The 25,249-nt window shown below is 29.2% G+C and carries 32 protein-coding genes; 25 read left to right on the plus strand and 7 right to left on the minus strand.

Features of this window, described 5'->3' with window-relative positions:
* Position 1: 1 nt before the first annotated feature.
* The 14 genes from MBBWO_RS03015 to MBBWO_RS03080 are packed head-to-tail and all read left to right on the plus strand — an operon-like array spanning position 2 to position 8,871.
* Positions 2-238, plus strand: coding sequence for a DUF4040 domain-containing protein (locus tag MBBWO_RS03015; RefSeq protein WP_394340360.1), 237 nt, complete (start codon positions 2-4; stop codon positions 236-238).
* Positions 239-622 carry a cation:proton antiporter subunit C gene (locus MBBWO_RS03020; protein ID WP_116669406.1) on the plus strand — a complete coding sequence of 128 codons (384 nt, stop codon included), beginning with the start codon at positions 239-241 and terminating at the stop codon, positions 620-622.
* Positions 619-2,073 (plus strand): energy conserving hydrogenase EhbF, encoded by a 1,455-nt coding sequence (ehbF, locus tag MBBWO_RS03025; protein ID WP_116669407.1) that lies wholly within the window; start codon positions 619-621, stop codon positions 2,071-2,073. Before MBBWO_RS03020 ends, ehbF begins: the two co-directional genes overlap by 4 nt.
* Positions 2,074-2,409, plus strand: coding sequence for a hydrogenase (locus MBBWO_RS03030; RefSeq protein WP_116669408.1), 336 nt, complete (start codon positions 2,074-2,076; stop codon positions 2,407-2,409).
* On the plus strand, positions 2,402-2,680 hold the full coding sequence (locus MBBWO_RS03035) for an EhbH (protein ID WP_116669409.1): 279 nt from the start codon (positions 2,402-2,404) through the stop codon (positions 2,678-2,680). The genes MBBWO_RS03030 and MBBWO_RS03035 overlap by 8 nt, the downstream gene beginning before the upstream one ends.
* The gene (locus MBBWO_RS03040; protein ID WP_116669410.1) at positions 2,677-3,153 is read left to right on the plus strand and encodes an MnhB domain-containing protein; all 477 of its coding nucleotides are present in this window, start codon (positions 2,677-2,679) and stop codon (positions 3,151-3,153) included. Before MBBWO_RS03035 ends, MBBWO_RS03040 begins: the two co-directional genes overlap by 4 nt.
* Positions 3,154-3,161: 8 nt before the next feature.
* On the plus strand, positions 3,162-3,416 hold the full coding sequence (locus MBBWO_RS03045; protein WP_116669411.1) for an energy-converting hydrogenase B subunit J: 255 nt from the start codon (positions 3,162-3,164) through the stop codon (positions 3,414-3,416).
* A gap of 15 nt (positions 3,417-3,431) precedes the next feature.
* Entirely contained in the window at positions 3,432-4,844 is a 1,413-nt protein-coding gene (locus tag MBBWO_RS03050; protein ID WP_116669412.1) for a 4Fe-4S binding protein, read from the plus strand.
* On the plus strand, positions 4,845-5,327 hold the full coding sequence (locus MBBWO_RS03055) for a 4Fe-4S binding protein (protein WP_116669413.1): 483 nt from the start codon (positions 4,845-4,847) through the stop codon (positions 5,325-5,327).
* Between the two features lie 12 nt (positions 5,328-5,339).
* Positions 5,340-5,786 (plus strand): NADH-quinone oxidoreductase subunit B family protein, encoded by a 447-nt coding sequence (locus MBBWO_RS03060; RefSeq protein WP_116669414.1) that lies wholly within the window; start codon positions 5,340-5,342, stop codon positions 5,784-5,786.
* A gap of 15 nt (positions 5,787-5,801) precedes the next feature.
* Positions 5,802-6,929, plus strand: a complete 1,128-nt coding sequence (locus MBBWO_RS03065; RefSeq protein ID WP_116669415.1) for a hydrogenase large subunit — start codon at positions 5,802-5,804, stop codon at positions 6,927-6,929.
* A gap of 18 nt (positions 6,930-6,947) precedes the next feature.
* Entirely contained in the window at positions 6,948-7,946 is a 999-nt protein-coding gene (locus tag MBBWO_RS03070) for a respiratory chain complex I subunit 1 family protein (RefSeq protein WP_116669416.1), read from the plus strand.
* Between the two features lie 9 nt (positions 7,947-7,955).
* Positions 7,956-8,219: an energy-converting hydrogenase B subunit P gene (locus MBBWO_RS03075; protein ID WP_116669417.1), complete on the plus strand. Its 264-nt coding sequence runs from the start codon at positions 7,956-7,958 to the stop codon at positions 8,217-8,219.
* A complete protein-coding gene (locus tag MBBWO_RS03080) occupies positions 8,212-8,871 on the plus strand; it encodes a DUF5612 domain-containing protein (RefSeq protein ID WP_116669418.1) in 660 nt (219 codons plus the stop codon). Before MBBWO_RS03075 ends, MBBWO_RS03080 begins: the two co-directional genes overlap by 8 nt.
* Here MBBWO_RS03080 and cas4 read toward each other — a convergent pair.
* On the minus strand, positions 8,868-9,695 hold the full coding sequence (gene cas4, locus MBBWO_RS03085) for a CRISPR-associated protein Cas4 (RefSeq protein WP_116669419.1): 828 nt from the start codon (positions 9,693-9,695) through the stop codon (positions 8,868-8,870). The genes MBBWO_RS03080 and cas4 overlap by 4 nt on opposite strands.
* 230 nt (positions 9,696-9,925) lie before the next feature.
* On the minus strand, positions 9,926-10,873 hold the full coding sequence (locus MBBWO_RS03090) for a Kiwa anti-phage protein KwaB-like domain-containing protein (protein WP_116669420.1): 948 nt from the start codon (positions 10,871-10,873) through the stop codon (positions 9,926-9,928).
* A gap of 331 nt (positions 10,874-11,204) precedes the next feature.
* On the opposite strand from MBBWO_RS03090, the gene MBBWO_RS08105 reads away from it, so the two are divergent.
* Entirely contained in the window at positions 11,205-11,345 is a 141-nt protein-coding gene (locus MBBWO_RS08105; protein WP_165807920.1) for a hypothetical protein, read from the plus strand.
* 254 nt (positions 11,346-11,599) lie between these two features.
* On the opposite strand, the gene MBBWO_RS03100 is transcribed toward MBBWO_RS08105, so the two are convergent.
* From MBBWO_RS03100 to MBBWO_RS03110, 3 genes are all read right to left on the minus strand, one after another.
* The gene (locus MBBWO_RS03100; RefSeq protein ID WP_116669422.1) at positions 11,600-12,589 is read right to left on the minus strand and encodes an HNH endonuclease; all 990 of its coding nucleotides are present in this window, start codon (positions 12,587-12,589) and stop codon (positions 11,600-11,602) included.
* Positions 12,582-14,402, minus strand: a complete 1,821-nt coding sequence (locus MBBWO_RS03105; protein WP_116669423.1) for a DNA cytosine methyltransferase — start codon at positions 14,400-14,402, stop codon at positions 12,582-12,584. Before MBBWO_RS03105 ends, MBBWO_RS03100 begins: the two co-directional genes overlap by 8 nt.
* 214 nt (positions 14,403-14,616) lie before the next feature.
* Positions 14,617-15,690, minus strand: coding sequence for a DNA polymerase subunit beta (locus MBBWO_RS03110; RefSeq protein WP_116669424.1), 1,074 nt, complete (start codon positions 15,688-15,690; stop codon positions 14,617-14,619).
* 118 nt (positions 15,691-15,808) lie between these two features.
* Here MBBWO_RS03110 and MBBWO_RS03115 point away from each other — a divergent pair, with 118 nt between their 5' ends.
* The 10 genes from MBBWO_RS03115 (at position 15,809) to MBBWO_RS03160 (ending at position 22,955) form a co-directional block, all read left to right on the plus strand.
* Positions 15,809-16,402 carry a DUF366 family protein gene (locus MBBWO_RS03115; RefSeq protein WP_116669425.1) on the plus strand — a complete coding sequence of 198 codons (594 nt, stop codon included), beginning with the start codon at positions 15,809-15,811 and terminating at the stop codon, positions 16,400-16,402.
* A gap of 9 nt (positions 16,403-16,411) precedes the next feature.
* Positions 16,412-16,933, plus strand: a complete 522-nt coding sequence (locus MBBWO_RS03120) for a 6-pyruvoyl trahydropterin synthase family protein (protein ID WP_116669426.1) — start codon at positions 16,412-16,414, stop codon at positions 16,931-16,933.
* A gap of 2 nt (positions 16,934-16,935) precedes the next feature.
* Positions 16,936-17,634: a 7-carboxy-7-deazaguanine synthase QueE gene (locus tag MBBWO_RS03125; RefSeq protein ID WP_116669427.1), complete on the plus strand. Its 699-nt coding sequence runs from the start codon at positions 16,936-16,938 to the stop codon at positions 17,632-17,634.
* An 86-nt stretch (positions 17,635-17,720) separates the two neighbouring features.
* Entirely contained in the window at positions 17,721-18,662 is a 942-nt protein-coding gene (locus tag MBBWO_RS03130; RefSeq protein WP_116669428.1) for a CBS domain-containing protein, read from the plus strand.
* 48 nt (positions 18,663-18,710) lie between these two features.
* On the plus strand, positions 18,711-19,526 hold the full coding sequence (locus MBBWO_RS03135) for a CBS domain-containing protein (RefSeq protein WP_116669429.1): 816 nt from the start codon (positions 18,711-18,713) through the stop codon (positions 19,524-19,526).
* Between the two features lie 62 nt (positions 19,527-19,588).
* Complete coding sequence (gene pheA, locus MBBWO_RS03140) at positions 19,589-20,398, plus strand: prephenate dehydratase (protein ID WP_116669430.1); 810 nt, start codon at positions 19,589-19,591, stop codon at positions 20,396-20,398.
* 57 nt (positions 20,399-20,455) lie between these two features.
* Positions 20,456-21,166, plus strand: coding sequence for an endoglucanase (locus tag MBBWO_RS03145; protein ID WP_116669431.1), 711 nt, complete (start codon positions 20,456-20,458; stop codon positions 21,164-21,166).
* Between the two features lie 42 nt (positions 21,167-21,208).
* On the plus strand, positions 21,209-21,757 hold the full coding sequence (locus MBBWO_RS03150; RefSeq protein ID WP_116669432.1) for a PsbP-related protein: 549 nt from the start codon (positions 21,209-21,211) through the stop codon (positions 21,755-21,757).
* A 9-nt stretch (positions 21,758-21,766) separates the two neighbouring features.
* Complete coding sequence (locus MBBWO_RS03155) at positions 21,767-22,282, plus strand: flavoprotein (protein WP_116669433.1); 516 nt, start codon at positions 21,767-21,769, stop codon at positions 22,280-22,282.
* A complete protein-coding gene (locus tag MBBWO_RS03160) occupies positions 22,275-22,955 on the plus strand; it encodes a phosphopantothenoylcysteine decarboxylase domain-containing protein (protein ID WP_243408460.1) in 681 nt (226 codons plus the stop codon). The genes MBBWO_RS03155 and MBBWO_RS03160 overlap by 8 nt, the downstream gene beginning before the upstream one ends.
* 368 nt (positions 22,956-23,323) lie before the next feature.
* Here MBBWO_RS03160 and MBBWO_RS03165 read toward each other — a convergent pair whose 3' ends face one another.
* Positions 23,324-23,968, minus strand: coding sequence for a fibrillarin-like rRNA/tRNA 2'-O-methyltransferase (locus tag MBBWO_RS03165; protein ID WP_116669434.1), 645 nt, complete (start codon positions 23,966-23,968; stop codon positions 23,324-23,326).
* A 3-nt stretch (positions 23,969-23,971) separates the two neighbouring features.
* Positions 23,972-25,141, minus strand: coding sequence for an NOP5/NOP56 family protein (locus MBBWO_RS03170; RefSeq protein ID WP_116669435.1), 1,170 nt, complete (start codon positions 25,139-25,141; stop codon positions 23,972-23,974).
* Positions 25,142-25,249: the final 108 nt, after the last annotated feature.

Genomic DNA, 25,249 nt, shown 5'->3' on the forward strand with positions numbered 1-25,249 from the left:
TATGGTAGTAATGTATGCTTTGATGATTATTACAGTATTAAGTGCGATTCTTGCTCTTATTCAAAAAGATTTAATGAAAGCAGCAATTTTAACTGGATTTTCTGGAGGGGCATTAGCAGTTCTTTTCCAATTATTATTAGCTCCAGATGTTGCTTTAACTCAAGCTATTGTGGGTGCAGCTATTGTTCCTGTATTCATTGCATTAGCTATTAAAAAAACACAAAGGGAGGATAGCTAAATGGATTATACACAACTTGCAATTTTTTTCACATCTGCTGCTCTGATTATTGTAGGTCTTTTTGCAGCTATTTTCATTGATAATATAATCAAAAAAGTTGTTGGTATTAGCTTCATTGAAGAAGGAGCAAATCTATTAATCATTGGATTAGGTTATAAATCTGGTGGTGTTGTTCCTATTTTAATGCCAGGTATGGATCCTTCATGGTATGCAGCTAATGCAGCTTATCCATTGCCTTTTGGTTTAGTATTAACTAGTATTGTAATTGGGGCAAGTACTTTAGCAGTAATGCTGGCAATTGTAATGGTTCTTTATAAAAAATATGGTACTTTAAGTACTGCAGTGATGTTAGCAGATAATTCTAATGAGGAGGGTGAGTTATGAATGAGTTTATTCCTTTAATGGTTATCATTCCTATGTTATGTGCTCTTCTTGTAAGTACATTCTCTAACTTTAATAGGGTTGTTAAAATAATTGCTTTAATTGTTGGTATTGCATTACCTATAATTCCTTTAATCGCTAATTATGGTTTACATTACTTTGGAGGTTATTCACCTATAGTTGATAATGTAACTGGTGTCTTATATCATCCAGCTATTACATATTCCTTTGATATACTTCAACAGATATTTATCTGTGCTTTAGGTCTTTTAACTTTCATAACTGTATTTATATTCATAACCAAATACAAAAAAGCTTCTGGACCATACTTATTCCTTGTATTTATGGGTACTGCATCTGTAACTGCATTATTATTAACTGATGACATATTCAACATGTTTGTATTCTTTGAGATTTTGGCATTAGCACAAGTAGGTATTGTTGCAGCTTCTTCTCTAGAGAATAGCTATGAAATGGCTCTTAAATATATGGTGTTAGGTTCTATTGGAAGTCCAATGATGCTTTTAGGAATTGCATTAATATTGGGTGTCTTTGGAAACTTAAATATTACAGACATTGTTACAGCTATTCATACTGGTGCAGTTAGTGTTGCTTCTCCAGTTCTATTAATGGCTTGTGGATTGATATTCTTTGGTTGGTTATATGCATCAGGTTTACCACCGTTCCATACTATAAAATCTGGTATTTACAGTAAAACTGAACCTCATACTGCTGCTTTGCTTCAGGCATTTACTGTTGGGTCAATGGTTTCAATTGTATTGATAATGTTTAGAATATTTTCACCATTACCATTCTTTGAAATGTTGCTTGTTGTATTTTCAGCAATAGCTATGATTTTAGGTATTTCATTGGCTTTAACACAGACAGATTTCAGAAGAATGATTGGGTTTTTAGCTGTTGGTGAGCTAGGTTTCATTGGTTTAGCTATAGGTCTTGGAACAGAATTTGCTTTATCTGCGGGTCTTTTCCAAGCATTTAATGAAATGATTACAACAGCATTGCTCTTCATTGGATTTGGTGTTGTTGCTTATGCTACTGGTGAAAGTGATACTCGTAAAATTGGTGGATTAATTGGATATTATCCAAAAACAGCTATAATCATTCTTATTGCAGGTTTATCCATGGCTGGTGTTCCACCATTAGCTGGTTTCCAAAGTAAATTAATGCTTGTTCAAGCTTCATTAAGTTGCGGATTCCCAGAGCTATCATTATTAGCTATTATTGTAAGTATTGCAACATTTGTTGTATTTGTAAGAGCATTCTACAAAATATTCTTAAGTCCAAAGCCAAATGATTTGGAAATTGCTAATACTCATATTCCAAGAACTGTTCTTTTCACAATGGTAATCTTATTTATTATAATTATTGTTGTTGGATTTGTTCCAGGATTAATTACAGATGGTATTTTCCAATATGTAGGGGGTCTGTTTTAGATGAAACTTTATGATCAATTCTTTAATGTAGTTAAAAAATTCAGACAATTGTTCTCTGGAGGCCCTGCTAGAAATTCTGATGTTTCAGGTAGTATTACTGCAGAAATATTAATAATTGTTTCATTTTTATTAGTGTGCTTGTTAATAAGGCACATGAGTCCTTTATTAGCAGGTATTGTTGTTATATTGGGTGGTGTTTTATTAGTTGCTAATATGCCACTTATTCCTAAATTTAAGGTGGAACAAGAAGATTCCTTAGATAAAATGTTGTTTTATGCAGTTCTTACCTTGGGAATTTTAATCACATTCATTTACTGGGGTGGAAATCTTGTCTAAAAGTATTAGAAATATAATTTCAGTTGCTGCAATAGCTGTTTTCGCAGCAACTTTATGTGATGCACTTTTCCATTTAAGTAATATAATAGTTCCTGGTGTAAGTAATATTTATAATGCTTTAGGAACAAGCATTGCTCCAAACCTAATTACTGTTGTAATTTTTGATTTCAGAGGTTACGATACTTTAGGTGAGTCTTTAATATTATTAACTGCAGGTTTAGTAGTTTTACTTATATTTGGTAGAGGTAGATTAGGGGGTAATAAAGAATGAGTCAGGGAAGCACTATTCTTAAATTAATTGCACTGCCTATTGCTATTATTTTAATCTGTTTAGGTGTCATGACTATATTAGGTGGACATATTACTCCTGGTGGAGGATTCCAAGGTGGAGCAATGATTGCTGCTGGAGTTATTTTATGTATTCTAGTTTATGGATTGGAAGAATCTCCATTAAAATTTTCTCATGAGTATATTGCAATTTTAGAGAATGTTGGAGCATTAGGTTATGTTATTTTAGGTTTAGTTGGTTTATTTGTGGCTGGATCATTTTTATACAATGTTGGTGCGGATTTCTATAATTTGGTTCCAGGATTTATTCAAAATATTTTCCATTATCCAGATCCAACTAATGCAGGTATTGTTCCATACTTAAACATATTTGTGGGATTAAAAGTACTTGTAGGATTATCTGCAATAGTAATAGCCTTTGTAGGCTTTAAAAAATTAGGAGAAGAAAATAGCTGAGGTGGATTATGTTAATTTTAGGACCCGTTATATTTGGATTTATATTAGGTTTTGTTGTAGGAGTTCAGATTAAAACTAATTCAAAACAAGAAACTAAATTCACTTTAGCTTCTTTTGTAGCTATTATTATTGCAGGACTTTTAATGGCATGGCAATTAGGTGCATATCCATTTTATACTGATGTACCAATAGCTACTGGATTTATATTTGCTTTAATTGGAGTATTGATTGGTAAACTTGTATCTTCAGCAGGAGAAGCATGATTAGGGGTTGTTATGATGTTTTTGTCAACAAATAAATGTGATGGAAGCGGGGATTGTATTAAACAATGTCCAACAAAAGCTATTAGATATATTGGCGGAAAAGCTTTTAGTTGTCTTACATGTGGAAAATGTTATGAAGCTTGCCCTAATGATGCTATATTTAAAAATAATTATGGTGGATATGTTGTAGATAGAGCAAAATGTAATGCATGTGGAATCTGTATGCATTCTTGTCCTATTGACAATATTAAGATTGAAGATGGTGTTACTTATGGTATCTGCTCACGTTGTGGAGTTTGTATGGAGGCTTGTCCTAATTCTGCAAGGGTAGATGGATTTGAGTTAACTGAAGAAAAACATCTTAATTTCATTAAATCTTTAAATTTCAATTTACCTCCTATTGATGTTCCTAAAAAATCAGAAAAAAAAGTAGTTACAAGGGGTTACTTTGGAACCAATTATGATGATTGTATCTTCTGTGGTCGTTGTCAAGATAAATGTCCTACAAATGCAATTAATGTAAACATAGATAGGGATGAAGGTATTTGTACTCAATGTAGGGCTTGTGTTGATGCTTGTTCTAATGGTTCAATCACAAAACAATTAATTATAAATCATGATACCTGTACACTTTGTTTAAACTGTGTTAAAAACTGCCCTCATGATGCAATTACAATTGGTGATTTTGAGGTTAACATTAATAATATAAATCAAAAATCAGCTGGAAGCATTGTATCTTGTCTAAATTGTGGATTATGTGCTGAATTAAGTGAAAATAACTCTTTAAAAAGAATTAATAATGCACAAAGATATGATCCAACTGCAGATATTGGAGAAACTGTAGAAAAAGTTCATGAAGTGTCTATTGGATTATGTCCTGTTTCCACTTTAAAAGAAGATGAAAATCTATTCATATTTGATGAAGTGAATAATGTTGAATTGCCTACTTTATCTGGTTTTTGTGTTTCCTGTGGAACTTGTGTAAATGCATGTGATGTTCAAGGAGCAAGAGTTTATAAAGTAGCTACTTGGGATGGTTCAATTTCTGATGACTGTATATCCTGTGGAATTTGTTATGAAGTATGTCCTGAAGAAGCTATTACATTAAACAGGGGCTCCATTTCTGTAAACTTAGATAAATGTATATTATGTGAAAGATGTGCTGTTCATTGTCCAGTTGATGCAATCCCAAGATCCACTATGCACAAGAGAGTAATTGACAGTGGTTTCTGTTTCATTGATGAAAAATTATGTATTAACTGTGGATTATGTTATAAAACTTGTTCATATGATGCAATTATTAAAAAAGAAGATGGATTCGAAGTGAATGATGAAAAATGTAAGTATTGTGGAGCATGTAAGAATGCATGTCCGTCTAATGCATTTATTTTCGAGAGAAACTTTAAAGATTCTACAGAGGGTATTTAAATGAAAGATATGCTTAAAATAGCTTTGGAAGGAACTTTTGACAACTTTAAAAGAATTTTCTTCGCAGCAGACAGAGTAACTGATATGGATATACGTAAAAAGATTTCTACTGGAACCGTGGAACCAGAGAAAAAGGTTGATGATGCTGCTTGTATAGGTTGTGGGGGTTGTGCTAATGTTTGCCCTACTGATGCAATTGAGATGAAACCTTTAAATACAAGAGTTAAATTGACTGATGATTGGATCATATCTGAAGTTCCTGAATTAAACCCTGAAAAATGTGTTGTATGTTATCATTGTCATGATTTTTGTCCGGTTTATGCATTATTCGGTGAAAAAGGAGCAATACATCCAAATTCTGTTGGAGAACAAGAAGTGGATGTGTCAAATTTAATTGAACAACCCTTTAAAATATCTGATGATAAACTTAAAATGATTTCACAGTATCTCTCAGATAAAACTATATTAAAAAATAAAAAATAGATGAGGAATTTTATGGGAATTAAATCATATTCAAGAGCAAGAGCTATTCATATAATGTTAGTATACACTGGTGGTTGTAATGGCTGTGATATTGAGATTGTCAATTCTGTTTTATCACCTAGATTCGATGCTGAACAATATAAGGTTTTTTTAACATGGAATCCTCGTGAAGCGGATGTTTTAGTTGTTACTGGTCCAGTAACTCATTTAAATAAGCAACCATTATTAAAAATTTATGAAGCAATACCTGAGCCTAAATTGGTTGTTGCTGCTGGAAGTTGTGCTTTAATGGGTGGTGTTTATAAGAATATTCATGGAGATATTCCTTCAGAAGAAATTGAGGGGCCTGTTGAAAATATTATTCCAGTAGATGCAAAAATCCCAGGTTGTGCTGTTAGACCTCAGGATGTATTGTCTGGGGTTGTATCAATTTTACCAAAATTATTAGAGGCTGATTAATAGGAGGTTTAAAAAATGGACGAAAAGGTACCAAATAGTGAAATTATTGAAACAGAAATTCCAATGGGTACTGTTCACCCTGCAGCTTTAGAACCATACAGAGTTAGACTTTTTGTTGAAGATGAAATTGTTAGGGAAGCTGAGATTACTATTGGTGTAAATCATAGGGGAATTGAAAGGATTATGGAAGGACTTCCTGTTGAAAAAGCTAATGCATTAACTGAAAAGATTTGTGGTATTTGTTCTAACTCACATGTTTGGAATTCTGTTAGGACTGCAGAAATTGGTTTGGATATTGAAGTCCCTGAAAGAGCTAACTACATTAGGGTAATTATGGGCGAACTTGAAAGGTTACACAGTCATTTTCTTTATTTAGCACATGGTTGTGAAGTTTTAGCTCATGAAACATTTTCAATGAGAGTATTTTATCTTAGGGAAACTATAATGGAACTTTTAGCAATGATTGGTGGAAATAGGGTTCAATATGGTTGTCCTATTATTGGTGGTGTAAGACCAAGATGCGAATTGGATGATAACAGAATAGCTAGATTGATTGAAGGAATGGATACTGTAGAACAAGGTCTTACAGATTTTGCAAATCGTTTTACTGCTGATTCAATTATAATGTCTCGTATAACTGGCGTTGGTGTACTTCCACAGAAACAAGCATTGAAATTAGCTGTAACTGGTCCAACATTAAGAGCAACTGGAATTGCTAGAGATTTAAGAACATCAATGTATGAATATGATAACTTTGATTTTAATGTTGTTACTCAAAATGATGGGGATGTTAAATCCAATTTATTAATGAGGGTTTTAGAATCCTTTGAATCTATTAAAATAATTCGTCAAGCTATTAAAAACTTGCCTGAAGGAAAAATTGTTAATAGAGGATGGGAAATGAAAGATACTGATATAATTAAAAGTTATATTGAAGTTCCAAGGGGAACTTTGTATCACTCATATTCATTAGAGGATGGAAGAGTTAGACATTGTATTATAAGAACTCCTTCAATGGCTAATATTGGTGCAATGCAATATGCATGTATTGGAGATCAGATTACTGATGCTCAATTGTGTATTGTTCAATGCGATCCATGTTTTACCTGTACTGATCGTGCTATAGAGATAATAAGGAGATAAATTTTAAGAGGAATATAAATGACATACGAAATTATTGTAAATACTGCACTGGCATTAATTCTTACAGTTGTTGTCTGTTTTATTATTAGTACCTTATTGCCAGGTATTGAAAGAAAATATGTTCATGCTAGGATTCAACAAAGAATTGGGCCTCCTGTAACATCTCCAGGAATAATGGCTCCATTAAAGTTTTTCTATAAGAAAAATATTAAACCAAATGCTACTGTTCCAGGATTATATAAAGCATTACCTATTGTATGTTTTATTGTAATATTAGTTCTCTTAATTGCTTTAACTCCATATGCTACTTATATTCCAGCGTTAGCTAGTTTAATAGCTGTTGTAGGTCTATTAAAAGTTGAAGAAATATGTTATGTTTTTATGGGTGCTTTATCTAAGTCTGTAATGTCTGTAAGAATGCCATTTCCAGATATAGTAAAAGGTGCTGCACATCCAGAATTAACCAGATCCTTTTTTGAAGATATAAGTGCAAAAAGATCTTTAAGAATGATTACTTATGGTTCATTCCCACTTTATTTAGCATTATTTGCTCCTGTAACACAAGTTGGAAGTATATTTCTTGCCGATATTGTAGCATATCAACAAATTCATGGTCCTTTCCTATTTACAGTATCTGGGGCTATTGCAGCTGTTGTATTCTTCGTTGGATATATGATTTTATTAAATGAATATCCATTTTCAATAATTAAAGCTAAATCAGATGTTATTGAAGGACCATATATGGAATATGCTGCTAACTCAAGAGCTATTGTATTCTTAACCAGAGGATTTTTAATGTTTGTACTTGGTTCTGTCTTTTCAGTATTGTTTATTGGAATGCCACCATCAATATTCTCTTGGGGAATTGTAGTTAATATTATTGTTGCATTAATCTTTGTTTTTGCAATGGGAATTTTTTCAGCATTTACACCAGTATTCACTAATAGACAACTGTTACCTACTGTTATTGGTGCTTCTTTATTTGGTGTTTTAGCTATTGTATTAGGTTTGTTATGAGGTGATTGTTTGAAATTTGTAATGAGACCTTACCATATTGTAAGTCTTGGTGGATATATTGTAGAATGGGATTTTCCATATAGGAATCTTATAATTGTAAATAAGACTAATGAACCTATTAAAGTTGAAATTCCTGTATTTAATGAAGAATGGATTGATGATCACAGAGCTTTAGGACTTGAAGTTATTCCAGTTACTGATGATGATAATTATTTAAGTATGTGGAAAAGAGCACATGCTGAATTAGATAAAATTAGGCCAAAAAATGAATGATTATGCAATAACAATTAAATCTGAAGAGAGAGAAGGTATATTAAATGATATTACATCTTTAATAAGTGATTTTGGTGTTAATATCACTTATACTCATCTTTTTGTTGATAGTAGGAATATTGGAACTATCAACTTTGAGCTAGAAAATGTTTCCAATATAGATGCTCTAATTGAATTAATTGATTCTATTGATGGTGTTAAATCTACTGAATTACACAGTTCATCAAATGATATTTTTGGTAAACGCATTTTAATTATTGGGGGCGGCGCTCAAGTATCTCAAGTTGCAATGGGTGCTATTACAGAGGCTGATAGGCATAACATTCGTGGTGAGCGTATCAGTGTTGATACAATACCTCTTGTAGGTGAACAAAATATTGCTGAGGCAGTTGATGCTATCTTAAGATTGCCTCGTATTCATGCATTAGTTCTTGCTGGCTCTTTAATGGGTGGGGATATTATTGATGCTGTTAAAAAAATCAAAACAGAAGATAAGATTATTGTTATTAGTTTAAATATGCCCGGCGGAGTAACTGATGTTGCAGATTTAGTAGTTACAGATCCTATTCAGGCAGGCGTTATGGCAGTTATGGCTATTGCAGATACTGCTGTTTTCGATATAAAAAAATTAAAAGGTAATAATAAGTTTTAATTACCTTTATCTAACTCTTTTTGTGAACAAATGGTTTTATATTCGCAATTATTGCACTTGTTTTTACTAGTTTTAATTTTTGGCATTATTTTGTTATCTTGTATTTCATTTATTTCATGAATTACTTCAAATAGACTTTTTCTTAAATTAACATCCATTACAACAGGTCGTCTTTCATTTATCTTTTGATATTCAATAAATCCAACATAAACTTCTGTATCAAACTCCTGTTCTATTAATATTGCATTAGCTGCTAGTTCTACTGCATCTCCATCCCAAACACCTCTTAAGGGTGGATTTGTACTTTTATAGGATATTGGATAATATTTTCCATTTATAATTTCTATCTTATCACAAACTCCAATTAAGTCAAGTTGCGGGTCTTTAATTAGATATGTATACATACAGGATTGAAAAAACATTTGAACAATTGTATTTCCATCTTGATTCATCACATTCATAGCTTTTTTAGTCTTTAATGTGTTGATTTTAATTAAATATTCTGTTTCACTAAATATGTCATTGTAAATTTCATCAAATTTTTCATCACTTATATTATATTCATCATAGGATTTCATTCTCTTCAGTGATTTTTCAATGTATTCGAAAATCTCTTCTTTCAGTATTTTTTCTATTGTGGCATAATCCATTTTTCTTGTGATTTTTCGCATGTTTTTTTCTAGTAGGTCTTGAATATCAATTCTTAAATTTTTTAAATCATTGTAAATATGATATTCTTCACCATAGCTATTGTCTAAATATTTCTCAAGGTACAATTTCATTGGACAGTACATATATGTCTTTATTGATGATAGATTTATCATAGTTTGACCTCTAAAATTTATAATACTAATTATATGTACTTAATATAAATAATTGGGGCTTTTAATAATGTAAATAGCTATTTTAAAGATAATTATTTTAAAAAAAGAGAAATATTTAATTTTGAATGCAATGTATTCTTATTTTATTATTTATCATTTATATTATGTAGATATAGGAGGTATTCCTTTTAATAGAAGGTACTTTAGGAGTAATATTTTATTTACTTAATTTACACATCTCTTTTATTAGATGTAATGAATGTTTTTTCAGATAAAATTCCTTCTAAATAATCATCGTTTAAAAAATTTAATAATTTTCTAACATCTTCGTTTGTTTTTAATTCTATTTTCCCATTAGGTCTATTAAATTTAATTCTGCTCTTCTCTTCAATTTTATGGATATTTTCTTCATTCAAATAATTAAAATTATTATTTTTTAATATGACATATAATTTTTTTAAATGGTTTTTATTGGTTTTTACTTTTTCATATAATTGGTTTGTATTCAATAAATTCATATCATATTCATTATTGTTTTTTAAATTTTCTAGCATACTGATTATTTCTCTTTTAAATTTTTTTTCAAAACCAAATATCATTTCGAAGTAATAACTATTAAATATGTACATATTTTGGTCTTTCCATTCTTTATTTTTTTCTAAAAAACATATACAGTCCATTGTTTCTTTTAATTGTAATAAAGGTTCTTTAAACTTTTTAATTTTATTTCCAAATGTTAACAAATATGTTTTATTCTTTAAAAGTATTTTTGATCTAATTTTTTGGAAAGATATTATTTTATCAATTCCATCATCAATTACAATAGCTATTAACCATAATTCATGGTCTTTTTTTAATTTATTTTCATTATATATTCCACAATTTAGGTTGATTTCATTGATAAATTTATTTAGATATTCTATTTCATCACAGTTTATTCTTTGAACAATTTGATTATCTTTAAATATAGGATTGTATTCGTATATTTCATGGTTTTCATCATCTATATGATTAATGATTTGTTCTTTTAAAATATTTTTCATATCTTCTTTTATCTGATTATTGTTAAATATTGTAGAAAATACTTCAAAATCATTTGAATATTTGTGTTTTGAGAATAAATATAAATTTACATTGTTTATATCTATATTGTTTATTTTTTTCAGTATTTTTTTCATTTAATCACCATATAAAACATAAAATCTTGTACTAAGTTGTCTAACGGTAATTTTTTGTCCAATATACCTATGTAAATTTTTTTTTGAGAGGATTATAATATAATCTTTATCTGTATGTAAATTGTAAACTTTATATCCTAGTAACATAAATATTGGGTTTATATAAATTATTTCTGAATGGAAATAGATTATAAAGATAAATAATAATATAATGCCTACAGAAATAAACTCTTCTGTTGTTTTTAATGAAATAATAGAGATAATGTAAGGGAATAAATAAGATAAAATAGTATCTGTTTTTTCATCAATTTTGTTAACAGTTATATATTTATTGGAACTTGTATTAGCAGTGTCTTCTACCAGTTTATATGAGATGAAAATGATTATTAAAAAGAAGATTAAAAAGAAAATTGATATTATTGGGAGGGATATCGATTGGTTAATTAGAAGTAAATTAATTTGTGTTTTATAAGCAAATGTTTTTATACTTATTATTAATAATAATGGACTATATGCAATAATAAACAAAATTGTTTTATTTAAAAATTGTTTATACTGTCTAGAATTTATGTTCATATAATTATACTTTAACTTTATTTTATAATAAATATGTGGAAATATTATGCAATATAAAAAAAAATAATAATTTGAGTTTTTGTATCATTACTGTATAAATATCATTAAGTATATTGAATGATAAAAGAATGTTTTTTAAAATCAAATATATTATTCTTTGAAAATATGTTTTCTATGATATGTAAGATAATATTCTCTTTTTTTATCTATTTGTAGATTTTTTAATAGCATACCATCATATATTTTAAGTCTTTGTTGGTTCATTGGGGAAATCCAAGGTGAAACTTTAAGTTTTTTATCAGAACAAAATGTAATATATCCTTGATCAAATAATTTATCATATGTAGGAGTTAGAGCAAATCCATTTTTAGGGTCTATTTTTTCTTTATCTGTAGAATTAACCCATGGTTTAATGTGGGATGCAATTAATAAACGTTCATCATTAACAAGTGTAAAAGGACAATATTGGCAATCTTCTAAAACTTTACGTCTATATTCTCCTTGTCCTTGTCTAGATTCAATTAAACTGTTTTTTTCTTTATCCGTTTTGTTACTGTGTTCTATTTCTTCCATTTCTTTTTTTTCTAAAGGAGAATCATATTTGACTATGTCGTGTTTATATTCTATAAATATTTTACAATAATATACGATTTTATTAGAAGAATTTTTTAGTTTTAAAATAGATAAATAAGAGATGTTTGGAAGTCCTATTTCTCTCATTAATGTATAATATTTGGAATTAGATTGTAAATATACTCTAGGTGGTTTAACATCTTTACGAATCATTTCAAAATTTAACTTCTCTTCATTTATTGAACATAACTTCCTGTATAAATCAGTATAACGTTTTGGCATATCACCTTTTTTAACATAATCTTGCTGAGGGTTAGTAAATTCATATTTTGCATCGAGCATATATCTAATAAAATCTTTTTTTAAAAAGAAAAAGGGGCGATTAAGATTATCAAAAAAAGTAGTATATCTGTCATTATAATTTCCAACATATAATTTAGCTTCTCCGTGTCCTGTACCAATTTTATTTTTTACAAATGAATCTGCTAAAGTTATATTGTTTAATGCATCAATAACAGTATAACTACTTCCATTTATTGTAATTTTTTGTTTAACTTGTTTATTCATATTTTTCACCATTAGATTTGATTAATGAAGGGTAACATTTAATAATTTCGTTAATTATTTGAATTAAAACATCTACAACAATAGAATTTCCTGCTTGTTGATACATTGCGGTGTCTGATACTACTATTTTCCAATCATCAGAGAACCCCATCAATCTTAAACATTCTCTTGGTGTTAATTTTCTTAAACGACCTTCAGTAGTAACATAATTATCTACCCCCGCACGATGCATTTTATGCATTGTAGTTAATAAAGGTCTTGCAACATCTAAATCTGTTTTAGGTTTGCTGTAAAAATTTTTGGTACCTGATGATAAGACATATTTTTTCACTTTTTCAGATAAAAAGTACTTTTCTAAATCAGGAATATTATTTTTTTTAGCATCTTTCTCTGACTGAAATATAAAATCGCCATGCCAATTAAATTCCTGATTTTTTTTCTGACAAAGGGCAATATTGCCATCAATTTGAGTGTATTTTTTATTAAGATTTTTTTCTTTGGTTACAAATTCAACTCCTTTTTTAGGTAAAAAATATCCTCCAGGAGCATTGTCTATTAAAAAATCTTGCATCTTTTTTTTCAGTTCCATCTTTTTAGGAAATTTAAATTTTTGCTTTAACTTTAAATCTGATCGGAATCCCACAACAAACAGTCTTTCTCTATTCTGAGGAATACCGTAATCTTTAGCATTTAATATGGAGGGTTTACCTTCATTAGTATAATAAACATCATAATTTAGTTGTTCAAAAACTTCTTTCATTTTTTCCCATGTTCTTCCACAGTCATTACTTAAAACAGCACGCACATTTTCATAAATAAATACTTTTGGACAAATTTCGTTTATTAAACGAGCATAATCATAAAATAACGTTCCTCTAGTGTCTGATAAACCTCTTTGTTTTCCAACTAATGAAAAAGATTGGCAGGGGCTGCCTCCCACAAATAAATCGACTTGATTTTTATAGTGGTTACCATCTAAAAAAGTTACATCCCAATGAAAATGTTCTTCAGGACAATTATAATTTGACATATAACTTATTTTTACTTTATTTCTTTTTTCATTTCCTTTATAAAGAGTATCAACATATTTTTTCTTTTTAGAAAACGAGTCAAGAGATTCCATTTTTTTTAAATGATGTAATGTATTTATTTTACCATATAATTGCCCTACTCTTTGACTCAAATCTTTAACTTCTCTAATTAATTTTTTTCCATTGTTAACTTCCATAAAATTGTACAATAATTTTAGTGGTTTGTTTATTAAGGACCAGTCTATGTTATACGCTGATAAGAAGTTTATATCATCTTTACCAAGGTTTTTCATTGAATTATCTTTTTTAAAATCATTTGTAATCTTTAGTATAATTTTAAACAAAAGTAACTTTTTATTTATATTAGAACAATTTGAATTTAAATCATTGAGAAAATCAGTGTAAACTTTTATTCTCCTTTTGTTTAAGTGGGGTGTTTTAATAATTATTTTTAGAATATCTTTTACTTTTTTTTCCTCATTTGTTATATTTATTGATTTTAACATATTTTGTATATATTCAAAACGTGTTGTAACATCATTGAACATATTCGCTAATTGTAGTTCGTAATCATCATCTTCAGAGTATTTCATATTGTTAATGAGGGCATTTAAAGAAGATATTTCAGTGCCTATTTGATCCATATCAACATCAATTTTTTTAGAGAATATATCAATATCTCCATTATCACATGCAAAAACAATTTCATTATCAAGGCCCATACGGTTTAATGCATGTTCAACGGCACCTATTCCACTGAATACAGTAGCTAACCTTATCATTTAAATCTATTTTCCTTGCAGTTATTTTAAATAATATATCTAATGGACTTCATAATATATTAAAATTTTCTTTAACTACCTGTGGAGTCCATACAAAACATATATCTTATTGTTAATATATTTTTATTATTATATAATAAAAAAGTGGATGTTTTTTTCTACAAATATTTTTGGCATGATAAACAATATTAAAAAATAAAAAAAAGAAGGAAAATTAAGCAGGACTTTCTTTAAGTTTAATATATTCATCCATTGATTCTCTAGTAGTTCCAACAACTAATCTATAATGAGAATCTTTACCATTTTTAATAACTTTTTCAACTTTTCCTTTAGCCACTACTTCTTCTCCATCAACAACTTCTCCAGCATAAGTGTGTGTAAATGAAACAACTTCTTTCATAGGCACATCTACACCATCTATGACTTTTAAATCTTCAATAGTGTACAATGATGGATTATCAAAAGCACCTAATGCACTTGTAATCTTACATTCAATTTGACTTATTCCTTGAGGTTCATAAACAGTGTCTCCCCAAGTTCCACTAATTTCATCATAATCGCGGGTACATAAGATGTCAAAAAGAGTTCCATTTATGGTTCCACGGTTTCCTTTTCTATTTTCATACCAACGGAATTCATCAAAAGTTAAACTTGAATCTTTCATTCTTTTATCGTAAACTCTTTGCCAAAATTCGTCTTCAATTCCATTTAGTTGAATCTCTTTATCAACTTCTTCAATGTAAACTGGTTTATTTTTATTATCTCTAAAAGCTTTCATAGCTTTCCTGTGATTTTCAAGACCGAAAATTACAAAGTCAATATCGGAAACATCTTCTTTATGAAGGCCTGGAAGTATAGAACCTGAGATACCGAGATTTTCATAAGGAACTCCAGCAACATAATGGAAGAAATCTGAAACATCCATTAATTTTGCCATTATTTCAGGGTTTTTAAGTTCTTTTCCTGCTTTAAAGTCTGCTCTTAACTGTGCTAATCTTTCATCAGGTTTGATTATTTCTTTGACTTTTTCATGTGGAACTCCCATCATTTCTACATTTGTCACATCACAGAAGTATAAATAGTCAGGATAATTTTCTCTTAAAAAGGTATATGCTTCATCTGAACTAACTTTTCTATATTTTTTACCATTACGTTCTCTATCTCCTTCTGGATCAGGAATATATCTTAAAAAGGAAATGTAACGATTATCTGGATGCACATAATTTGTTGAAGCGAATAATAAATCATCTGTTGTATAAATAAAGTCTCTTGTTCTTACTTTTTCCATATAATAACTTCCTATAATAAAATTTTACATAAATATTTATTAATAATTATTAAAATTACTTTTTATTTGGTGATATTTTTATATAAATAAGGATAATATATTTTAATAGGAGATTTTAATGAGTATTGAACATAAACATATTGATGAAGTTTTTGAGTATGATGGAAGTCAAATTAATCCTTCTTGGGCTTTTAACCAATTTGGAATTTATGGTTCATCCATAATAACTTGGATTGGGCCTGTTAACATTACTCCGGATAATCTAAAAGATTTTGCAGATGTTGGCCTTGAAATTAAATCCAATTATATGGTAAATTTTATTTGTGAATTCTTTGATTGTCAACCTGCTAATATGAGAATAGCATATCTTCGTCAAAGATTACTTGTTATGATTTTTAGAGAAATTTTATTTGAAAAAGGGGTTTCATCTAAAAGAGAAGGGGATGACATTTTTGTAAATGGTAGGAAACTCAGTATTTCAATAGCTAGTGCTTCTTTAAGTTCTATGAAGATTCATTTTGCTTTTAATCTTGAAGATAAGGGAACTCCTGATGATGTGGAAACAATTGGAATATTAGATATTGTTGATGAAGATAATAATCAAGTATTTAATAAAGAAAATTTAGTTGATTTAATTAATGAAATTGCTAATCGTTTTATTTTAGAAATTGAAACAATAGAAAAAGATATTAGTAAGACTAACTTGTTATAGGTGTTTTTAATGAAAATTTTAATTAATGGTATTCAATCTAATTTAAGATTCTCTTCTGCACATATTATTCCTGGACACAGTTCTTGTGGTTTCATTCATGGTCATTCTTATTTTGTAGATGTTGAAATTGAAGGTGAACGTGCAGGTGAGTTTGAATTTGTAGTCGATTTTAAGGATGTAAAAGGATACACTAAAGAACTTTGTAACACTTTAGATCACAGATTATTAATTCCAATATTCAATGACTTAATTGAATTTAAGGAGTTTAATCCAAGTGAAGATTCTATTGATGAATTAGTAAACTCTAAAGTGGCAAGATTTAAAATAGCTGGTAAAGGATATAGTGTACCTTCTGAAGATTGTGTATTTTTAGAATTGCCTTATACTTCTGCAGAAGAGTTATCCAAATACTTTGCAGAAAAATTAGCTTCTAAATTAGCTGAAAAATATGATAATTTAACCTCAGTATCTGTTTGTGTTAATGAGGGAATAGGTCAAGGTGCAGTTTATACTAAAAGTTTAGTGGAATAATCATGAAAGCTCCAATTATTGAAATTTTTTCTAGTTTCCAGGGTGAAGGTCTTTTTATTGGCCAAAGGCAAATTTTTGTAAGATTTGCGGGATGCAATCTTAATTGCTCTTATTGTGATACTGGAGACAGTAAATCTGAAAAATCTGGAAAATTGATGACTGTTGACGAAGTTGTAGATTCTATTAATGAGATTATCACTCCAGATTGTCATGTTGTTTCTTTTACAGGTGGGGAACCTTCTTTATATCCTGATTTTATTAATGAAGTCTCTAAACAGATTGATTTAGATATTTTGCTCGAAACTAATGGGACTTTACCAAATAACATCTCTATGATTGAAAAGTTGGACATTGTTTCCCTAGATATTAAACTTCCTGAACATTTTGATGGTGATTATGATGAAAGTATTTTAATCAACGAAATCAAATCACTAAATTTATTAATGGCTAATGATATAACTGTTTATTGTAAACTTGTTGCATTGCCTTCAACAAAAATAAATACATTTAGAGAGGTAATTGAAAAACTATCTAAAAATATCTCAAATAAAAACAGGCTTCAAATAATTATTCAGCCTTCCAGTCCTTTAAAAGATTGGGTAAATTCTAATTCTCATTTATTTGAGTTTTCTGAAATTGTTGGGCAATATTTTGAAGTTTCCACCATTCCTCAAATGCATAAAATTCTAAATATTGAATAAATATGTGTTTTATGTTATGAGGGGCTGTTTTTGTTTAATGTTTTTATTTTTGCGCAATGTAAATAAATAGCTTGTAAGGTGTCAAAATGAAAGATAAATCAGCTATTAACTATAAAAAATCTAGAAACAGAGGTTCAGTCGAACAAGAGACTAAAGTTCCTGATAGGGATGGAAGTATCATGGCAATAGCTACTAAAGATGTAATATCTATACCTCCATCAAAAAGTATTAAGGAAACCGCTGAAGTAATGATGAAACATGAGTTCAGGAGGTTACCTGTTACTGATCCAGGTTCTGGTAAATTATTAGGTTTCGTAACCGTAATGGATATTTTAGATTTCCTTGGTGGGGGAAATAAGTTTAATATCATTGTAAATAAGTACGAAGATAATTTTTTAGCAGCTATTAATGAACCTATTAGACAAATCATGTCAAGAGATCTTATTGTTTTATCCAATAAAGATTCTATAGAAAAAACAATTGATGTGATGTTGGAAAATCAAATTGGTGCAGTACCAATTGTGGATTCTGATGAACAGTTAGTTGGAATCGTTACTGAAAGAGATATTGCATTATCTTTAGCAGGTGTTTTAACTGAGGAAAGAGTACAAGATTATATGAGTACTAAAGTTTTCACAACTACTCCAGGTACTCCTGTAGAAAGTGCATCTAAGATAATGGTTAGAAACAGATTAAGAAGAATCCCTATCATTGGTGGAGAAGCAGACATTTCCAAAGCTGCTAAAAAGTTGTTAGGAATTATTACCTCCACTGATATTATCAGATTCTTAAATGCTAAAGATTTATTTGAAAATTTAAATTCAAACTTAGCATCTGATGTATTAAACACCAAACTTTCTGATATTATGGTTGAAAAGTTAATTACTGTTCCACCTACTGAAAGATTAGGTGATTTATGTCAAATTTTCCTTGACAACAATATTGGTGGTGTACCAGTAGTCAAAAATGATGAAGTTGTTGGTATCATCACTGAAAGAGATATTTTAAGGGCAATTAAAAGGTTCTAAACATTTAGAAAGATAACCTATATTTCATAATTAAAAGGAGGGGTTATTATGAAAGTAAAAAATTTAATGACTGAAGAATTAATTACCATTGATAAAGATCAAAATCTTTCTGATGGTTTAAAATTGTTCCGTAAACACAATATTTCCCGTTTACCTGTTACAAATGTTAATCAGGAAAATCAAAAACAATTAGTGGGTATTGTTTCAGAAAGGGATATTGCTGCAAAATTAGGTTCTTCAAAATATGAAAATATGCCTCCATCAAGGTTCCATATTTCATCAGTAATGGTTAAAGATGTTATTTCAGTGCCTGAATCAATGGAATTAGTTGATGTAGCTAAATTGATGTTAGACAATGGAATTGGTTCAGTGCCTGTCGAATCTGATGATGTTATGGTTGGAATTGTATCTAAAGCAGACTTCTTAACTCTTGCTGTAGGTAAAGCATTTGAAAAAATCGCTGTTGAAGATGTAATGTCTAGTGATATTACTTCTGCATTGCCTTCTGATAGGATTGTTCATGCAAGAAGGTTGATGATTGATGCAAAAGTTGGAAGAGTGCCTGTTATAGATAATGATGAATTAGTGGGTATGGTCACTTCTAAAGATTTAATGAGAACCTTTATTGACTTTAGAAAAAATGTGCCTGATAAATATCAAAAATCCCAAATTAAAGAAGTTCTTGTTGAAGATGTAATGTCTGATAATCCAAGATATGTTAATAAAGATATGTCAATAGCTGAAGTTGCTAATATAATGATAGAAACAGGATTTAATGGACTTCCAGTTGTTGATAATGGGGTTGTTGTTGGTATTATAACACAAACTGATATTTTGAGATTAATCTCAGAATTAGAATCTTAATTTAAAGTATAGCCTTAGCTATACTTCTTTTTTTATTTTTTTTTTAGTTTTAGGGGGAAATTATTATTAGTTCTATTTCATTTTTAGGTCCTAAAGGAACATTTACACATGAAGCTGCTAACTTATTAACTGATGATTTAATTGAGTATTGTACTATTCCAGCGGTAATGGAAAGTGTTGATTCTGGTGAATGTCAATTTGGTGTTGTTCCTATTGAAAATTCAATTGAAGGGCCTGTAGGTGCGACTTTAGATTCATTAGCTCATAATTTTGATTTAAAAATTTATAAAGAAATTATTATTCCAATTAATCATAATTTATTAGTTAATCCCGGAGTGAAGTTAGAAGAGATAACTGATGTTTTTTCTCATTCACAGGCATTAGGACAGTGTAGGAAATTTATTAATGATTATGGATTACAACCTCATTATGCGATTAGTACTGCCAGAGCAGCAAAAAATATAATTGGTGAAAATAACTTTGCAGCTATTGGAAATGCTAAAGCTGCTGAATTATATGATTTAGAGATTGCAGATACTGGTATTCAAGATGTTGATAATAATGAAACTAGGTTTGTTGTTGTATCTAAAAAAGATCATGAAGTCACTGGAAATGATAAGACTTCCATTATATTTTCAATTTTTGAGGACCATCCTGGTGAACTATACAAAATCTTAGGGATATTTAATAAAGATAATGTTAACCTGACTAAAATTGAATCTAGACCATCTAAAAGAGGTTTGGGGAAATATCTTTTTTTTGTTGATTTTTATGGCCATAGAAATGATAATACAATTAAAAAGATACTAAAAGAGCTTGAATTAAACACTTCTTTTTTAAAAGTTTTAGGTTCTTATCCTGAATTTAAGTAAACTATAAATTAATGTTATAATAGATTTATTAATATACTAATTAATGGGAGTGTAGGCATGCATAATGATAAGCAGAAATTATTGATGATTATGCGCAATTTAGAATCTGATTACCGTAATGGTAAGATATCTGTTGAAAAATATAGATATTTCCGTTCTAAATATGAAGATAAGCTTAATGCATTGGATGCTAAGGAAGCTACAAGTAGAATTAGGTCAATGCAAGGTAAAAGCCAACCTAAAAATGTTGATTTGAGAAAAAGACCTACTAGAGACCCTAAACGAGAAGAACAGGATCTTGTTCAGAAGTATATTATTAATCCTAAGAAAGGAGATAAAAATTTATCTAAAAAACAGAAAAAACCAATGGATTCAAGTTCATTTAAATTATTTGCAGTTCTTGTGCTTGTAATCGGGTTTGCTGTAGGTATTGGTTTTGGTGTATTCACTTTTGATTTTGGAAATATGTCTGTAGCTGCTGCTGAAGCAACTGTTGAAGATACAGCATTTCCAGTAGATGAAATTAATGTAACTAATACCACAGATTCTAATTCAAGTTCAGAATCATCGGATAATGATGTAGATACTAGCTATTATTCTTCAAGTGAGTCTACTGATTATTCTCAAGATTATAATTCTGGAGGTTCTGCTGGTGATGGTTCTGGTGGATCTTCAGGTGAAGGTTCTGCTGGTGATGGTTCTGGTGGATCTTCAGGTAGTGGTTCTGAAGGTAGTTCTGGAGGTTCTGCTGGTGATGGTTCTGGTTAATTTTTATTAACCTTTTTTTATTTTACTTAAAATGGTGGATTTATGAAAAAATATATTATTGGAATATTGGTTGTATTACTTGTTATTTTCTGTTCAGGTTGTATTGATTTAGGTGGAAATAATGAGGAGAATGATAATATAACTGAGGTTCAATCAATTTCTAAAGGCGGGGTTAGCATTCAATATCCTGGTGATTGGGTTGTTTCACAATCTTCATCTAATTATTCAGTATTGGCTCTTTCTCAATCCGATTCAATTGACATGTCAAAAGTAGGTCAAGTTACTGTAAACATTGAAAAAAGGCCTATTGAAGGTGACTTTAATAATTTTGTAAATAGTACTTATGATGCAATTGAGGAACAAGAAGAGTTTACTTTAATTTCATCTGGTGCTGTTATTGTTAATGATTTAGAAGGACTTCAATATATTTATCAATCAAATGATGGGAATGTTACTAAGGAACATAGTGCACTATGGTTTAATCATAATGGGGAAGCATATGTAATTTTATGCAGTGCTCCTGTAAGTCAATATGCTCAGAATCAAGGAGCTTTTGATTTTATTGTAGAAAATTTTAAGTTTATAGCTTGAGGTGTCTTTATGAATATTGTATTGTGTGTAACTGGTAGTGTTGCAGCTGGAGAAGCTGTTAAATTAGCTAGGGAATTTAGAAGAAATGATGTTGAAGTTAAATGTTTCATGAGTGAATCTGCATGTGATTTAATTTCACCAAACACAATGGAATTTGCAACTGGGCAGGAGGTTGTAACTAAATTAACTGGTAAAATTGAGCATGTAAAATATGCACAATCTGATTTAGTTGTTGTTGCACCAGCTACTGCAAACACTATAAGTAAATTTGCTTATAAAATAGCTGATAATCCTATTTCAACTCTTTTAATTACTGCTTATGGTCATAATACTCCTATTTTATTTGTTCCATCAATGCATGATTCAATGTTTACAGCTATTGAAGAGAATATCAATAAAATTAAAGATGAAGGTTCTGCTGATTTTATTGATCCTAAAATGGATGAAGGCAAAGCTAAATTTCCAGATATTGAAGATATAGTATTGGAATCTTTAAGGGTAATGAATTTAAACATGATTGAGTGATATTATTAAAGATTTAAATTTAATTAGAAAAATAGCTAATAAAAAGATTTTAATTAGTCTTGGGGGAACTTTTGAACCTATTGATCCAGTTAGGGGGATTACTAATCAATCTTCTGGTAAAATGGGTTTGGAATTAGCTAAACAAGCTTATATTAGGGGGGCAGATTTAACATTACTTGTAGCTAATGTGTCTGTCAAAATCCCTTCTATTTTTAATGTTATTCATGTTAATACAACTGCTGAAATGAGTAGGGTTATTGAAGAAATTGTCTCTGATTTTGATATATTTATTTCAACTGCTGCAGTTTCTGATTTTGCTCCAATTAGTAAAGATAGCAGTAAGATGCATGCTTCATCATCCATGTCTTTAACTTTTAAACCAACTGTTAAAATTATTAGGCAAATTAAAGAGATTAATCCTGACATATTTTTAGTTGGATTTAAAGCAGAATTTAATATAACTGAATCTCAGATTATAAATTGTGCTAAAAGACAGATTAAGGATGCAGGTACTGATTTGGTTGTAGCTAATGATGTAGGGCATGATAACTGTAATTTTGGTTCAGATAATAATGAAGTTTTACTTATTGATGATGATATTATAAAAATTCCACTAGCTTCAAAAAAAGAAATTGCTTATCGTATATTTGATGAAATTGCTCGTAAAATTTAATCATCCTTTTAATCTATTTTTTATAGTTTTTTTAAACAGATTTCTTTTAAAAAAGTAATAATTTTTAGCTATTTCTACAGTTATTAAAGCTATGATAAATTTTTTTAAAAAAAGGATTTAATCAAGTTATTTTAAAAAAAGAGTTCAATCCTCTAGGAACTACCAATTTTGGCCCGGTAATGAGTGAATTTCCTAGAGGGGATAATCCTTTGAACTTTTTAGTAATTGCATTAGCATATATTATATATGTTATTATGTTATAAATAGCTAAGTATAGTAATACTTTTTCTACTTTTTTGTCTTATTTTTATATTTTGATTCTTGCACTTATTTTGTTGTAAAATAGGTTGAAAATTGGTATATTTTATTTAAAAGTTTTTTTCTACTAAGAATGCAATATGGTCTTTTTCATATGGCTCCAATTTAATTTTTTCAAGAACTGTGAAACCTTTTTCTTTTAACTTTTTTTCTTCCTCTTTAAAAATCTTTTTAGGTTTCTGTACAACATCAATACTTCTTGCTTTTAGCATTAATAGTCCTTTTCCGTCTTCTTTAGCGAAAATATTCATGTTTTTTACAAATAGTTCAGTTTGAGTAGGCTGTGCAACGTCACAGTAAACTAAATCAACTTTTTCCACGATATTCAAATATTCTTTGGGTTTAGTTGCATCTCCAAGTATTGGGGCAATATTTGTTCTTTGGTTAGCAAGTCTAACAAGTTTTTTTGCAGTAACTGGTGAAAATTCAACTGCATAAATCAAACCATCTTTAATGATATCTGAGATATGGGATACTGTGGTTCCAGTAGATGCTCCTAAATAAAGAATTTTGCTGTTTTCTGGGATATCCAGTTTTTCCATTCCATTTAACAGACTAGCTGCAAGTTTGGATCTTGTAGGGTTCCAAATCCTATACTCTTTATCATCACTTTTAATTAGCGGTTCTCCATAAACGGAAGTGCCCACAACTAAATTTTCGGTTGCTAATTGGTTATCTTTTAGATAGATGTTCATTTTTTATTTCCTTCTTCTTTTTTTCTTCTTTCTAGATTTTCTCTTTTTAGGGGCATTTTTTGATGTTTTTCTTTGATTGCTGGTTTTTGGGAATGGATTTTCTTTTTCTATTTCATTTGCTTTTTCAATAAATTTATCATAGATATCTAAATCAACATCATTTCCAAATACATCTTTTCTAACAGCTAATGAAATTCTAGATGCAAGTAATCTTGCTATCTTTCCACGATTCCACCATTTGCTGCCTCTAACATCGGGGTGTTGGTAGATTAAACCATATTTTGGAGGGTTGTCTCCACTTTTTAAATGTCTAAATAATGCTTTTTCAGCACCCATTATTTGAACAGTACTTGATGGATAAGTAGCTAGTCTTTTAATTCCTCCTGCATGTGAGATTAATTTTGCACCAAGAGAAGATCCAACTAATATTCTTAAATTTGGAGCAATACTTTCCATTTTAGATTCAATATAATCTTCAGTTGCTTTTCTAGTCTTTTGTAATGTGTAAATGGAGTTTGCAAATGTGTTGATTATATCTAAATCGTCAGGATTTATTTCTTCATCATCAACATCCTCTAAAAAAGCATCTGGTTTCACTTTAATAATTTCTTCTTTGGTTTTATTTTCAGATATTAATTTGATGTATGTTTCGTTATTCCGTATATTGTCCATTTCAGGGAAATAAAGTGCATACCATTCTCTTATTCTTTCAATTAATTTACTTATTGATTCATCAATTTCATCAATGGAATTAATAGCTTGAATAAGATGTTTATCTTCTGATTTGGAGGTTTCTTTCATTTTAAAAAGAGCTAACTCTCTATATGTTTTTACATATTCCTCTTTATTATCAAAATCCAAATCAGTTAAATATTCCTCTAAATTTTTTCTTAAATGTTCGCCACCTTTATTTGGAACTTCAATCTGAATTTTTTCATAAAATTCGTTTTTTGAGTAATCTGATTTCCTTTTAGTTGTTTCAATTATAATAAAGTCAAAATCATTTCCTATTTCATTTATTAAGTCTTCTTCTTCAGAAGTTAACTTTTTATTCTCAATTGATATGAATTTGGATATTCTTTCATCTTTAGGAAATGCTTTTAAGGAAATCAGATTATTATTCTCATCAAAAGCTAGAAATCCACCAATGCAATAGGTTATATAGCATTCCATATTATCTTTTTTATTTGTAGTTTTTAATAAATTTTAGTATTTGACAAATTTTTTTAAATAATTATAAATGATTAAGCAGATATAATTAATATAATAAAAATTGTTGGT

Origin of the sequence: Methanobrevibacter woesei (assembly GCF_003111605.1) — an archaeon.
GTDB lineage: Archaea > Methanobacteriota > Methanobacteria > Methanobacteriales > Methanobacteriaceae > Methanocatella > Methanocatella woesei.